This is a genomic window from Neptuniibacter marinus (assembly GCF_965223595.1).
GTDB lineage: Bacteria > Pseudomonadota > Gammaproteobacteria > Pseudomonadales > Balneatricaceae > Neptuniibacter > Neptuniibacter marinus.
On sequence record NZ_OZ245004.1, the window covers coordinates 1581092 to 1594635 of the forward strand.

Sequence of the window (13544 nt, forward strand, 5' to 3'; positions counted from 1 at the left end):
AAGTTATTTACTTAACGTCCTCGTCATCTATTAGAGAGACTAAGAAACACTTTAATGACAAAAGCATTAGAATCACTTGATACATCGCGCTCGCTAGCTGAACTTAATCCACGTATAGGTGAGAAAGTTCAGATTGAAACCCGAGCGCCCCGCGCCCGCTATTCTGTTCAATTATTAGGCTACCGTGAAAACGGTAGTTTAATGGTCTCGGCACCGAAAAGCTCAGTCGTTAATACCGGAGCGCAAGTGACCGTTCGCTTAATGACAGGTAATTTTATCTGTGCATTTAGCGCTCGAATCTTGAAAATTCAAACCTCGCCTTTTGCTTATTGGCATTTAGAATACCCAAAAACGACAGAAGTTAGGCGTATCCGCAGTCACACGCGGGTTCCCGTTAATTTGTTGGTTTCAATTGATGAATTTGAACAAGGTAAAGGGCTAAGACATGATTGGCCGATTAATGCTTATTGCACTGATATTAGTTTGAGCGGTGCTTGTGTTGATGTACCTGTGGCTTTAGGTAAGCAGGGCGATAAGCTGTTTATGACAACCCGTTTTTCTGTAGCTGGCGTAGATCAGGTTATTTTAACAACGGCGCTCATACGTAGTGTGCAACCCCAAGAGGGAAGTGTCAGTACAGTAGTAAGTCATGGGCTAGAGTTTTTAGATTTGGATGATGATACCCATCTAATTTTAGCGGGTTTTGTATACCAACAGTTTTTAATTGAAACGGGTAATTTGGAGATCTTAAGTGTTTAAGCTTGGCCTGATAATTAATCCTTTGGCGGGTGTCGGCGGTAGTGTCGCGTTAAAAGGTAGTGACGGTAAAGAAACCGCGCGTGAAGCCTTAGCTTTAGGTGCGGAACCTAAGGCGGGTTTAAGAACACTGCAAGCTCTTGAGGTCCTTAAAGGTTTGAATATAGAGCTGGTGACCTATCCCGCTGAAATGGGTGAAACCGTTGCCCGTCAGGCGGGCTTTATTCCTCAAGTTATCGGTGAGATTCAAACGGGTAATACGTCTGCAGAGGATACTATCCAAGCTGCTAAAGATCTTGTTAATCAAGGTGTGGATATTGTTCTATTTGCCGGTGGAGATGGCACCGCACGTAATATTTGTGCTGCGATTGCGGAGGAGGTGCCTGTATTAGGTATTCCCGCTGGCGTTAAGATCCATTCAGGGGTTTATGCGGTAACGCCGAAAGCAGCGGGCGAAATTATTGCCATGTTAGTTAAAGGTGAGTTAGTCACATTAGGTGACCAAGAGGTGCGCGATATAGATGAAGTGGCGTTCCGTGAAGGGCGTGTTCGCGCCAAATATTATGGTGATCTGTTGGTCCCTCAAGAGCATCGTTATCTGCAACAGGTCAAAAATGGCGGTAAGGAATCTGAAGAGTTAGTTCTTGATGATATAGCGGCTGATATTATTGAGCGCATGGAACCTGATATCTTTTATGTGATGGGGTCTGGTTCTACTGTTGCTGGGGTTATGGAGCAGTTGGGGTTGCCGAATACGCTTTTAGGTGTAGATATTATTAAAGATAATCAACTTATCGCTGCGGACTGTACTGCAAATCAGTTATTAGAATTGACTGAAGGACACCCTTGTCAGTTGGTGATTACGTTAATTGGTGGCCAAGGGCATATTATTGGGCGCGGTAATCAACAATTAAGTCCTGCGCTGTTAAAGCGTTTAGGTAAACAGAATATCAATGTAATTGCGACTAAAACAAAACTCAAAGCCTTAGAGGGACGTCCATTAATTGTGGATAGTGGTGATCCTGAGGTTAATAAATTACTGGCAGGTGTTATTCCGGTGTCTACAGGTTATCATGACTCCGTTCTGTATAGAGTTGCTGATTATTAGTGAGCTGTTTATCTCCTCTGCTTGGCTGCTCAATGTTATTAGTTAGATACCTTTTATTTAGTTTTTTAGCTGAATATAAATGACATTATTTTGTAATATTTCCTAAGTAAAGTGCCTCTTAATTTTTATTGATCAATTAATGAGGCTCTCCATGAAAAAACTGATTGCTAGCGCAGTGGTTGCAACTGCAATGTTCTCCCTAACTGGTTGTCATACTCACCAAGTTCAACAGGAGGAAACCCAATCTGCCGCGGCTACTCAGCTAAATAATGATGACTTGTATGAAGTGATGCATGAAGGTCGTTATTATGTTTTTGATGATTTCAAAACGTATCAACAGTTTTTGACTGTAGGTGAGACCTCTTTCCGTAAGGTTTTCATTGGTGATGGGCCTAAAGGCGCAACCCTTGTTTATGGCTTAACTAACGAAGATAAGAAAAAGTCATCAGGCATTGCTAGCATCGATATGTTTAATGGCAAGCTTGAAGCTGCAGATGATTTCTATGGCGAAATGCGCGGTGAAGATGGTCGTTTGTATGTGTTTAGCACATTACAAGATATGGAAGATGTTCGTCTTGTCGGCGAAGCACCATACCGCTTTACGCAAATCGCTGCTGGCCCGCAAGGCCAAACTGTCGTTTATGTTTTGAATAAAGGTAATAAGAGCGAGCAGCCTGTTGAATTGATGGCTAAGTTCAAAGCAATGAACGGCATGATGTAAATAGAAAAATCACTCTCTTTCAGGGAACTAATATTCAGAGTGGCAGTCTATTGTTCTTCCTGAAAGACGGTAGACCTTACAACTAAGTTAGTGGAAATTGGGTTCTATAGGTTGAAAGGTCTGTTTGAGCACTACTCTCTAATTTAGAAAGTGGTGCTTTTTTTTGCCGGTAATAAATCAAATCGTTTAAGATACCGCAATATCATGGAGACTAAAGCTAGTTTAGTTGCTGACTGATTGATAAGTATTGGCTTATAAAAAAGCCCGCAGATCAACTATCAGTGATGTGCGGGCTTTTTTTTAGATTCGAATAATGGATTCTGGATAGACGAGATTAGGTCTATTCGTAGATATCTACTTAAACTTCTGCGTTATGGTAGATGTTCTGTACATCATCCAGATCTTCTAGCATATCAATGAACTTTTCGAACATAGGCATATCATCTTCAGAAACGGGTGACATATTTTGTGGTACAAACTGAATCTCATCGACCTCTAGATCAAGCTCTTCGATATTATCTTGTAGCGCTTTTTTTGCTTTGAAGTAGTCAGTATGTGGTGCAAAAACAGTAATTTTACCCTCTTCGCATTCAATGTCAGTTACATCAACATCTTCCATCATTAGTGCTTCAAGTACTGCATCTTCGTCATCACCGGCAAACACAAAAATAGCACTGTGGTCGAACATGTGGCTAACGCTGCCTTGGCTACCAATTTTGCATTTGGTTTTGTTAAAGCAGTTACGTACATCGCCAAAAGTACGGTTAGGGTTATCCGTTAAGCATTCTACGATTACCATGCAGCCGCCCGGGCCAAATCCTTCGTAGCGAGCAGGAGAGAAATCTTCACCGCCACCGCCTTTTGCTTTATCAAGTGCTTTATCAATTACATGCGCGGGTACTTGGGCTTTTTTGGCTCGTTCAACTAGGCCCAATAACGCTAAGTTACCTTCTAACTCGACACCGCCAGATTTAGCACATACATAAATCTCACGGCTGAATTTACTGTAAACCTTAGCCTTGGCGTCCGATGTTTTCGCCATAGACTCTTTACGGTTTTGATAAGCACGACCCATTGCGATATTCCATACACTGATAAAAAGAACAAAATTTTACAGATAAGCGCCGCGTTATTAAACCTCCAATTGGATATTGGTGGTGGAGATTAAAGAAAAAGCATAGAGCATTGTGTGAATTTTGAACGATATTAGAAAGGGAAGAGGCCTTTCCTTCGCTAAACGATCTTATAGGGTATGTTAGGACGAGACTCTACTGAGTCGATTATCTGTTATATTTCTTTTCAGATTATGTCATCTAAACCAACCGTTAAACGGATTTAACGTAAAGGAACACTGATATGGATTTACAACCAGCCCTACAGCAATATTTTGCCTTTGACACCTTTAGAGAGGGGCAAGAGCAAACGATTAAACAGCTTCTTTCAGGCCACTCTACGCTTTCCATTTTTCCGACTGGAGCAGGGAAATCCCTATGCTATCAGTTTAGTGCGATCCATCTTCCCCATCTGACACTGGTGGTCTCACCCCTACTTGCTTTAATGAAAGACCAATTGGCGTTTCTTAAATCGAAAGGGATTGCTGCTGCGAGTATTGATTCCACCTTAACACCGCAAGAAAACCAAACGGTTATGCGTGATATTCGTCAAGGTATGATTAAAATTTTGATGGTGTCTGTTGAGCGTTTTAAAAATGAACGTTTTCGCGAGTTTATCGCTTCTATCGACATCTCAATGCTGGTAGTTGATGAGGCGCACTGTATATCTGAATGGGGTCATAACTTTCGCCCCGACTATTTGAAGCTTCCCCAATATCGACAGGAGCTAAATATCCCCTTAGTGCTTTTGCTGACAGCAACGGCAACGAGAAAAGTCAAAAAAGATATGGCGCAGCGATTTGCTATAGCGCCAGAACATATAGTCCAGACCGGATTTTATCGAAATAACCTTGATTTAACGGTGTTACCTGTAGCAAGCCAAGATAAAGATAAGCAATTGGTTGATCTTATTAAACAACAGCAAGGCTCCGGTATTGTGTATGTTACTTTACAGCAGAGTGCGGAGCAGGTGGCTAAGTATTTAGCGACACAACAGATCTCTGCTACAGCCTATCATGCGGGTTTAGATAACGATCTTAGGCATCAGATTCAATCTGACTTTATGGTGGGGCAATGCCAAGTTGTAGTGGCTACGATCGCGTTTGGAATGGGTATAGATAAAGCGGATGTACGTTTTGTTATCCATTATGACCTTCCCAAGTCTATTGAGAATTACAGTCAAGAGATCGGCCGAGCCGGGCGTGATGGTTTAAAATCAAACTGTATTACCTTGGCGAATTTAGATGGGATCAATACGGTTGAAAATTTTGTTTATGGTGATACGCCAGAGCTGGAAGGGATCGCCGTCGTCGTCGATAATATCTGTAAAGAGGTTTCAAATGGGCAGTGGGAGTTACAACTCCTCAGCTTGTCTAATGATGCCAATATTAGGCAACTTCCCTTAAAAACCTTGTTGGTACAGTTAGAGTTAAAGCAGGTTATTAAGCCACTCTATGCTTACTTTGCTGAATACCGTTATAAGTTTTTGACGGAGCAAAGCGTACTGCTTAACCAATTTCATGGCGAGCGGCAGCAGTTTTTAAAGGCTATTTTTGATCATACCCAGTTTAAAAAAATCTGGGGTAGCTTAGATATAGAGAGTCTCTATCAACATTATGGTTGTGAGCGCAGCCGTGTTGTCGCAGCCTTAGACTATCTGCAAGAGCAAGGTCATATTGTTCTGGAAAGTAAAAAGATCACTGAGGTGTTTTCTGTTGATGAACAAGCTCTATCTCAACCGGAGCTTGTGCAAGTGTTAAGTGACTACTTTTTAGATAAAGAGCAAAAGGAGATAGAGCGGATCGCTGCATTGGTGCGTTTCTTTGAGTTAGATCGATGTCTCACCGCTAACCTTGCTCGATATTTTGATGATCAGAACGCACCTGAACAGTGTGGTCACTGCTCAGTTTGTCGCGGACAAGTTGCAAAATTAGCCTATTCACATAAGCCACAACTCCCCGAAGATGGACGCCTAAAAAGCGTGTTGAATGGATTTAAACAGCATATTGAAATAAAGACGAAACGATCACCGAGTGTTGGAACGTACTGCCGTTTTCTGGCCGGGATCAGTATTCCGCTATTTAGTCGTAATAAAGTTAGGCAGTTGGATGGATTTGGTTGCTGTGAACAGGTTCGTTTTCAAAGCATCAAAGATAAAGTGGTAGAGCTTATTTGAAATAGAGTGTATTTAACGGCAGAGCCCCATCTATAAGGATGAAGCTCTGCCGTTAGTTGGTTATGCGTTTTCGTTAACCATAATTACTTTACGGTGAGGGAATGGAATCTCGATTCCGTTCTCATCGAGCGCTTTTTTGATCTGTTCCGGTACGGAATAAAGCACATCAAAGTAATGCTCACCTTTGCAGAAAGGACGTACCAAAAAGTCCACAGAACTGTCATTCAAAGTTTCTACTTCAACAAAAGGTGCCGGATCTTTCAGAATATGAGGGTGATTAGCTAATACACTGTCAATCACTGCGCGAGCAGCATCAGTGCTCTCATCGTAAGCAACGCCAAAATGCATATCTACGCCACGTACATCATAGTGTGAGTGGTTAATGATCTTTTCGCCCCAGATCTGGCTATTAGGGATAATGACCTGCTGCTGATCAAAGGTTTGTAGAATCGTAGTAAACATATCGATCTCAGTGACGTTACCAAAACAACCAGCCGCATCGATAAAATCACCTACTTTATAAGGCCTAAAGATTAGCAACATGACCCCAGCCGCTAAGTTTGACATAGCGCCCTGTAAGGCTAAGCCAACAGCTAAACCTGCAGCACCTAATAAAGCAACGATAGAAGCGGTTTGCACACCGAAACGGTTTAGAACAGCAATAAAAACAAAAGCGAGTATTAAATAGCGAGCAAAGCTACCTAAAAAACGGAAAAGCGTATCATCTAAATGTTTGCCTTTACCTATGTTAATAATCAGTTTGTTTGCACTGCCTGCTATCCAAAAACCAATAATCAGAATGACTATTGCTAATAAGATATTGGTTGCCCAAGCGATCGCCGCTGGTAGGTGTTGATTTATATCGATACTGTCGAGAAATTCCATTTTTTATGCCTTGTTATTAGTTATGGCGCTTAGGGTAAGTTTTTGTATCTTAATGAGGGATTAAGAGTAAATAAAGTGTAGTTTAAAGACGTTATATTTTGGTGTCGTTTTGAATATTGTAAGTGCCCATGCTTTGAAACGCTGCAGGCGCTGACCAGAAACGTTTTTATTTTTGATTTCAGCTCGCTTAACAGGCACCTAGATATTTTATGATAGGGCTCCGTTTGGGTTTTGGGTATGTGCTATAAAAGGCGTGCTTATGTTACCACTACCTATAATCGTTAAAGCAAAAATAGCAGAGGATATTTTGTGACTATAGACTTCGGAACTGACCGCCGTACCAACTTGATTGGTAGTTTCTGGATGGTAACTGCGATGGCTATCTTTGCTGCTGAAGATGCTTTTATAAAAATAGTCGCAGAGACTTTACCGATTGCACAAATTCTGGTGATTTTTGGGTTAAGTGGTGCTTTTCTTTTTGCGGGCGTGACGCTTTTAAGAAAAGAGTCTCTGTTTAGTATTGATGTGATCTCACGCCCGATGTGGTTTCGGGTACTGTTCGAGATTATAGGGCTGTTGTTTTACGTACTGGCTATTACTTTAACCCCCTTATCATCAGCTACAGTGATTCTTCAGGCGAGTCCCATTGTTGTAGTGGCAGGGGCGGCACTTATCTTTCGTGAAAAAGTAGGGTTAAAACGATGGGTGGCCATTTTTGTTGGTTTACTTGGCGTTATTATTATCATTCGTCCAGGAACGGATAATTTCTCTTTCTTGTCAATTTTTGCCATTTTAGGGATGCTCGGTTTTGCCTGTCGTGATTTAGCCAGTCGGGCGGCTCCGGCATCGATCAGTACATCCATTTTAGGTTTGTATGGGTTTCTTGCGGTTGTTGTGGCAGGCATGCTCTTCTCGGTGTGGGAAGCGATACCTTTTTTAGTCCCCGATTTTAAAACATCAATCTACCTAGTAGGTGCGGTATTAGCCGGTGTTACAGCTTATTCCTGTTTGATGAAGGCGATGCGAACAGGAGAGGTCTCTGCAGTGACACCGTTTAGATACTCGCGGTTGTTATTTGGTATAGGTCTAGGCGTATTGTTGTTTAATGAAGAGATAACTTTTCCCATGTTGATTGGCTGCAGCTTTATCGTTGTTTCGGGGCTGTTTATTCTTTGGCAAGGTAAACAGGTTTCGATGGTTAAATAGTATCGACTGGTGGGGGAAGCTGGTCTCGCCGAGGTTATCTGGGTAAATAATAGAATAGGACTAAAGTGACCAGCTTGAATATGAGTTTAGGCTGTCTAATAGGATCTCTTTGGCCTGTTTAAACTCATCAGGTAAGTGACTATTTGTGTGATACACAAGATAGATGGGGTAAGTGAATTCAGTGGCCCCATTTACTTTGATTAACTGTTTATCTTTTAAATACCTATCCACCACTCTTGTGCGGAAGTAGCCGTTTCCCCCTTTTGCTAAAAGGTACTTTAAAGCCATAGGTCCAAGGGAAAACTGCATTGCTGAGCGCCGGTTAAAGGGCACACAGCGATCAAACTGCAGGGAGAACTCTTCACCCCAGTCGATAAATAAATCGGGAACTTGTTGCTGACTAGACGCAACATGTATTAGTTTTTCTTCAGCGATTTGCTCCACCACTAAGCCTGGTAAGTAACGAGGGCTATGAACAATAATTCCATCCAACTCTTGCTTTTGAAGGGCGGAGTAAAGAATATCGGTTGTACTGACTTGGCTATGAATCATCAAGTGTGGCAAGGCGTCATCAAGTGCGATAATCCAGTCGCTCAAAATAGGATTCCATAAACTTATCTCGCCACCAACCTTGAATCTAGATTGGGTGGGGGACTCGATATTGCCAGCGATCTGCTTAGCTTGCTCCCACGCTTTGATCATGTTTTTAGCAGGCTTTACAAATGACTCTCCTTGCTTAGTTAGTTTTGCTCCCGCTCTATTACGAATAAATAGTGTGTAATTTAATGCAGCTTCTAGTGCTTTAATTCGTGCGGTAACGGTTGTTTGAGTAACATGTAGGCGTTCAGCGGCACGTGCAAAAGTACCCGCATGAATAATTTCTAGAAATGTTCTAGCCTGTTCAATGTCCATCGTTATTAATTTTAAATGCAATATTATTGCACTTAAACCTCATTTAAATTCGTTATACATGCTGCTATTGTAATCATTAGAATGGCGCCCTTGCTAGGTAAGCATAGAAAATATTGCTCTTTAATAGACATATTTAGGTTTACCTTTTTGTTGTACATAGCTGATATTTTGTAAGGCGCTACCGTCCATATGTTCATATCTTTCTGTCGTAACACCGCTCGATTCATTGGTATTGAAACGAATAAAACATCACATATAGAACGTTTTATCTCTGGAATGACCGCCTTTATTGCGTTATTAAGTGTGTTCTATTTTTCCAGTTTATTTTTATCACTACCCGATTCCTTTATGGTGGTATCTTCAATTGGGGCTAGTGCAGTTTTATTATTTGCTGTTCCCCATGGCGCGTTCTCTCAGCCATGGCCTTTTTTTACGGGACATTTTATTTCGGCATGTATTGGTATTGCTTGTTATCAGGCGTTTGGGGCTTCCTTGATGGTGGGAGCTATTGCAGTTGGGGTGTCTATTATTGTTATGCATTACTTACGCTGCCTGCATCCGCCGGGAGGATCAACCGCGTTATCTTGCGTGATAGGGGGGGAAAGCATACATGCAATGGGTTATGAGTTTTTACTCTATCCATTACTGTTTAATCTGCTGGCTATGTTGATACTGGCTTTCGTTATTAATAACAGCTTTTATTGGCGGCGCTATCCATCGTTTCTCAATACGGCTGTACTGCATGATAAACATGAAAAACACTGGTTTGAACTTGAAGATTTGTATGGAGTGTTAGAAAAAGAAGATATTTTTATTGATGCCAGTGCAGAAGAACTTATGCATATTTATAACGCGTCTAGAGAACGTGCCAAAGCCCGTCAGAAAAGTTTTATATCACGTTTACCTAGTAAGGTGCGTCGGTTGCCTATACGGATTAAGCGTGGAGGGTAATACCTGTATTTACTAAACTTAGCTAAATATTCACGCATAGCCCTTAGCTCTTCGTTCACGGGGTGAACTCCTACAGGAGCCGATAGTGTAGGAGGCCAACCTTTGGCCGAGAAGAATATACGTGAGATTATTGTAAACGCTGGAGCCGTTGAAGGATTATAGGGTTAGAAGGTTTAGCTTCGAGCTTTATGCGCTTAGGGCAAGGTATAGTCGGTAAGCAAAATAACTAGCGCCAGCTAAAACGATGACGGTCATAATATGATTATTGAAGCGACTGAAAGAGTTGCGGCGCTCTTGTTTAGTTTCTTCGATAAATTGTCTGTATTCAGCAATATTTATCGGTTTAATCGGTGTATAAGTGTCATCTTCTAAGGCTTTAAATGCACATTGACCTTGAGAATCAATCTCTGCCCATATGGTGTAGCTGTCAGCAAAAGGGGGCATTCCAGATGTTGGCCCTGTATTCTCACTGCCGATAAAGATCGGTATACCTAAGCCTTCTAGTCGGTATTTAATGGAGATAGCTTCTTGTTTGTCGGCTAGTTTTGCGATTAATTTCATAATAATAAGCTGAAATACTGGTGGTATTTGTCCTTTTTTAATTGGGCCTACTGATCAATTTTACTCAGGTTAATAACTTTACTAAACAGATGTTTTTTTGGGTAATTAATTGTGAGTTCAAAGCTATCAACAGTATTAAATATTAATTTATAGTGATTGTTTGATAGTTCTATAACGTCTTGTAAATGGTAGCTTTTGTAGGCTGCGTTAAAGCTATAGTGAGCAACCCTTCTATGTTGTTTATTTAGCACTATGATTTCACAACCCTCCTCAAAAGGGCAATCCCAACTTAAAAATAGAAGAAAGTACTGGGTAAATTCAAACTGTTTATCAATAACATAGCCGGGGACTTTTATACCTAGTGCTTGACCGTTGTAATATAACAACGATTTTAACGGGCGGTTTTCGTATTTACCCTCATGTTTTTGTAATGAAAATTTATCGATAAGGTTCACAAATATCCCTATTTGTTTATAACGTTAAAATTTAGCTGTTGGCTTAGGCAAGATGCTTAATGAGCGTTTTTATCCGATGCGTTTCAGCATTGATTGTGTTGTCTGGTAGAGGTTCGCTCGCTCTGTTATACCAGTATTGAGCATTTGAAATATCACCTTCAATTCTATGTAGTAGGCCGTGTATAAGGTAGTAATATTTATTATTACCATCTTGCACTAAGTTGTGAGCTTGATCCCATTCATCCTGCTCGATAAGGTCGATTGCACGCTGTAATTTATCCATTATTGAGCTTCATCTAATTGCTATATCCACTACTTTACCACTTAGATATAGACAGGTCTCTTTCTTGGCCATGTGAGAAAATGATCTATAATCGGCCGTTTTTCTATAGATTAAAGCGCAATGTGCTGTAGCAATTACTTCTGGAGCGCAGGCTGTTAAAAGGGTTTCTTGCAACGGTTGTAGGAACAGGAATAAGCAGGGACAGGCGCTTTTAGAAAAGAAAAGGGATTGTCTGTCGTCGTGCAGTGAGTAGTTTAGGCTTTCAATCCATACGTCCTGTATTTTTATTGTTTCACACTGAAAAAATGCTGGAACCCCATTTCCCAGATAGCGGTAATCCTCAGTTAATAAACCGATTCCTTTTTTAATTGAAATAGGAGCAGGCAGTTTTAGGCTGCGTTTGTTGTTCGTCGTCTACGTGCGAATTTTTTGTGGTACAGCATTTCAAACTGACTAGCGCTATTTAGCCATTCTTCTGGGTTTATTTCGAGTCTTTCTAATATGGGTGGTAGGTGTGCGGATATTACACCGCGTTTGTCATCACGCAGTATGCGGCCTGTCATATCAACTAAGGCTAGGTAGTCCTCAAGACTAAATAGAATCCCTTGCTGATCTTCATTTCGGATATTGCCTTCAAACTGCGCTAAAGGTTTCACTGGCGATTTAAACTGCTGCAATGCAAGTAATGATTTCTGAGATTCGATAGCCGTTGTTAAGTCGAACTGTGGCTTTATGCGCTTTTTAATACTTGTGTGATTGGATTCTTCTGGCGTGGCAGCCATGCCAGCTCGTACGGGGTTAAGGTCGACATAAGCCATACAGGAGAGCAGTGCTTCTTCGGTTAATAACGCTTGAGATTTATATCGGGATTCCCAGAAGTGGCCAGTGCATTTATCTTCTTGATTGGCTTGGCGGGCAATAGGTTCGTTGAGGCACTTCATAAACCAGCTTAGGCTGGATAAACGCTTCCGGTAGACTTCTATCATATCGCTTACTACATCGAGCTGTGCTTTACAAAGAGGCTCGCCCGCGTGCCATTGTTGAATCAGTAACGGACCTTTGAATAGGCTCAACCATCGTTCGGTCACTTTAGTATCAGACCAGCTTTCAGCTTCAGTAGGGCAGAGTTTGAATACGATATGAAGATGGTTCGACATCACTGCATAAGCGCAGATATCGATTGAGAACAGAAAAGATAAAATACGTATCGGTCTTCGATCCATTGGCGGCGATACTCATAGTCTTTACCGGTAGAGTGGTCAACACCACATAAAAACGAGCGGCGAACACAGCGAGATACAACATGGTAATAGGGAGTATCTTCAACAGATACGAGTTCCTTTCTGGGGCGTGTCATCGGTAAATCCTTTTATCGATGTTGTGAAAAAAAGCGTGGTTTTGGTCTTAGGGTTGAGAGAGGGTATTGTCAATTCAAGGGTGCCTGTCCTGAATAATTGTCCATAGATCTACACCCACGTTACGATTAAGGACCTAAAAGCAGTATATCACAATACGCATCCAACAGCGAAAAGGCTCAAAGTTGACTTTTAGTCAACATTGGAGCTATAGTTGACATGTAGTCAACAAGGAATAGGTAATGAATGTAATCTCAAAAAAGCCCTTCAATGATGCGGCAAGGAAATATCCCAATGACCGCGATGCTTTGATGGATATGTTCAAGGTGCTACATAAAACGGATTTTCATAACCCAGAAGAGTTGATGGCAGTTTTTCCATCGTTGGATAACTTTAAATACAAAGATAAATGGTGGGTACTGGATGTAGGAGGGAATAACCTCCGAGTGATTGCATTTATCCAGTTTTTGAATAAGCGTATGTATATCAAACATATAGTGAATCATGCGGGTTATGACAAACTAACCAAGAAATATATGAAAGATAAAGATTAGAGGTGATGTTATGGCACAGTTAGCCATTGTTGATGCATACCAGGCATTTATGTCAACTGCTCAGCCTTTTATTAACATTGGTTCAGATGAGCAGTACGAAACAGCACTGGAAACTTTGGAGCAGGTAATGGAAACCGCTAGTGATACTCCAGATGATCCTATGAACCCTCTGATAGACATGCTCAGTCACGCTATTGAACGTTATGAAGCTGAGGATGAAGAGTTAGTCGCTTTTATCGAAGAAGCTGAAGCAATACCAATGGATATTGCATTACTCCGAACTTTGATGAGTCAGCATCACCTGACAGGAAGTGACCTTCCAGAAGTGGGCGATAAAACAATGGTTTCGAAAGTATTGAATGGGAAGCGAGTGCTGAGCCGTCAGGCAATTGAAAAGCTATCTGCACGATTTGGTGTTCGACCCGCTATGTTTTTTGGTAGTTAAGAAAGAAATAAGCAGGAAAATAAGCAGGGACAGGCGCTCTTAGAAAAGAAAAAGGGTTGTCTGT

Annotated in this window: 16 protein-coding genes; 8 read left to right on the plus strand and 8 right to left on the minus strand. The window is 41.4% G+C overall.

Translation table 11 applies throughout. The features are described from left to right. The first annotated feature begins 54 nt into the window (after positions 1-54). From ACOQOE_RS07310 to ACOQOE_RS07320, 3 genes are all read left to right on the plus strand, one after another. The gene (locus tag ACOQOE_RS07310; RefSeq protein WP_420555337.1) at positions 55-759 is read left to right on the plus strand and encodes a flagellar brake protein; all 705 of its coding nucleotides are present in this window, start codon (positions 55-57) and stop codon (positions 757-759) included. Further along, positions 752-1864, plus strand: coding sequence for an ATP-NAD kinase family protein (locus tag ACOQOE_RS07315; protein ID WP_420555338.1), 1113 nt, complete (start codon positions 752-754; stop codon positions 1862-1864). Before ACOQOE_RS07310 ends, ACOQOE_RS07315 begins: the two co-directional genes overlap by 8 nt. A gap of 151 nt (positions 1865-2015) precedes the next feature. Next, positions 2016-2585, plus strand: coding sequence for a hypothetical protein (locus ACOQOE_RS07320; RefSeq protein WP_420555339.1), 570 nt, complete (start codon positions 2016-2018; stop codon positions 2583-2585). A gap of 358 nt (positions 2586-2943) precedes the next feature. On the opposite strand, the gene ACOQOE_RS07325 is transcribed toward ACOQOE_RS07320, so the two are convergent. Beyond that, positions 2944-3660, minus strand: a complete 717-nt coding sequence (locus ACOQOE_RS07325; protein WP_420555340.1) for a YebC/PmpR family DNA-binding transcriptional regulator — start codon at positions 3658-3660, stop codon at positions 2944-2946. Positions 3661-3941: 281 nt separating this feature from the next. Here ACOQOE_RS07325 and ACOQOE_RS07330 point away from each other — a divergent pair, with 281 nt between their 5' ends. Beyond that, a complete protein-coding gene (locus ACOQOE_RS07330; protein ID WP_067864464.1) occupies positions 3942-5873 on the plus strand; it encodes a RecQ family ATP-dependent DNA helicase in 1932 nt (643 codons plus the stop codon). Between the two features lie 60 nt (positions 5874-5933). Here ACOQOE_RS07330 and ACOQOE_RS07335 read toward each other — a convergent pair whose 3' ends face one another. Beyond that, complete coding sequence (locus tag ACOQOE_RS07335; protein WP_420555341.1) at positions 5934-6758, minus strand: mechanosensitive ion channel family protein; 825 nt, start codon at positions 6756-6758, stop codon at positions 5934-5936. Between the two features lie 309 nt (positions 6759-7067). Between ACOQOE_RS07335 and ACOQOE_RS07340 the strand changes: the two genes are divergently transcribed. Then, complete coding sequence (locus ACOQOE_RS07340) at positions 7068-7964, plus strand: DMT family transporter (RefSeq protein ID WP_420555342.1); 897 nt, start codon at positions 7068-7070, stop codon at positions 7962-7964. 60 nt (positions 7965-8024) lie between these two features. On the opposite strand, the gene ACOQOE_RS07345 is transcribed toward ACOQOE_RS07340, so the two are convergent. Continuing rightward, on the minus strand, positions 8025-8876 hold the full coding sequence (locus ACOQOE_RS07345; RefSeq protein WP_420555343.1) for a LysR family transcriptional regulator: 852 nt from the start codon (positions 8874-8876) through the stop codon (positions 8025-8027). 189 nt (positions 8877-9065) lie between these two features. On the opposite strand from ACOQOE_RS07345, the gene ACOQOE_RS07350 reads away from it, so the two are divergent. Then, the gene (locus tag ACOQOE_RS07350) at positions 9066-9827 is read left to right on the plus strand and encodes an HPP family protein (RefSeq protein WP_067864473.1); all 762 of its coding nucleotides are present in this window, start codon (positions 9066-9068) and stop codon (positions 9825-9827) included. 186 nt (positions 9828-10013) lie between these two features. Here the strand turns inward: ACOQOE_RS07350 and ACOQOE_RS07355 are convergent, their stop codons facing one another. The 5 genes from ACOQOE_RS07355 to ACOQOE_RS07375 form a co-directional block, all read right to left on the minus strand. Further along, entirely contained in the window at positions 10014-10388 is a 375-nt protein-coding gene (locus tag ACOQOE_RS07355; protein WP_067864476.1) for a hypothetical protein, read from the minus strand. A 47-nt stretch (positions 10389-10435) separates the two neighbouring features. Next, the gene (locus ACOQOE_RS07360) at positions 10436-10843 is read right to left on the minus strand and encodes a hypothetical protein (RefSeq protein WP_067864480.1); all 408 of its coding nucleotides are present in this window, start codon (positions 10841-10843) and stop codon (positions 10436-10438) included. Positions 10844-10886: 43 nt separating this feature from the next. Further along, the gene (locus ACOQOE_RS07365) at positions 10887-11126 is read right to left on the minus strand and encodes a hypothetical protein (RefSeq protein ID WP_067864483.1); all 240 of its coding nucleotides are present in this window, start codon (positions 11124-11126) and stop codon (positions 10887-10889) included. A gap of 389 nt (positions 11127-11515) precedes the next feature. After that, on the minus strand, positions 11516-12283 hold the full coding sequence (locus ACOQOE_RS07370; RefSeq protein WP_067864486.1) for a transposase: 768 nt from the start codon (positions 12281-12283) through the stop codon (positions 11516-11518). After that, positions 12283-12483 (minus strand): hypothetical protein, encoded by a 201-nt coding sequence (locus ACOQOE_RS07375; RefSeq protein WP_067864489.1) that lies wholly within the window; start codon positions 12481-12483, stop codon positions 12283-12285. Before ACOQOE_RS07375 ends, ACOQOE_RS07370 begins: the two co-directional genes overlap by 1 nt. Before the next feature lie 240 nt (positions 12484-12723). Here ACOQOE_RS07375 and ACOQOE_RS07380 point away from each other — a divergent pair, with 240 nt between their 5' ends. Then, a complete protein-coding gene (locus ACOQOE_RS07380; RefSeq protein ID WP_067864492.1) occupies positions 12724-13035 on the plus strand; it encodes a type II toxin-antitoxin system HigB family toxin in 312 nt (103 codons plus the stop codon). A 10-nt stretch (positions 13036-13045) separates the two neighbouring features. After that, on the plus strand, positions 13046-13480 hold the full coding sequence (locus ACOQOE_RS07385; RefSeq protein ID WP_067864495.1) for a helix-turn-helix domain-containing protein: 435 nt from the start codon (positions 13046-13048) through the stop codon (positions 13478-13480). Positions 13481-13544 lie beyond the last annotated feature (64 nt).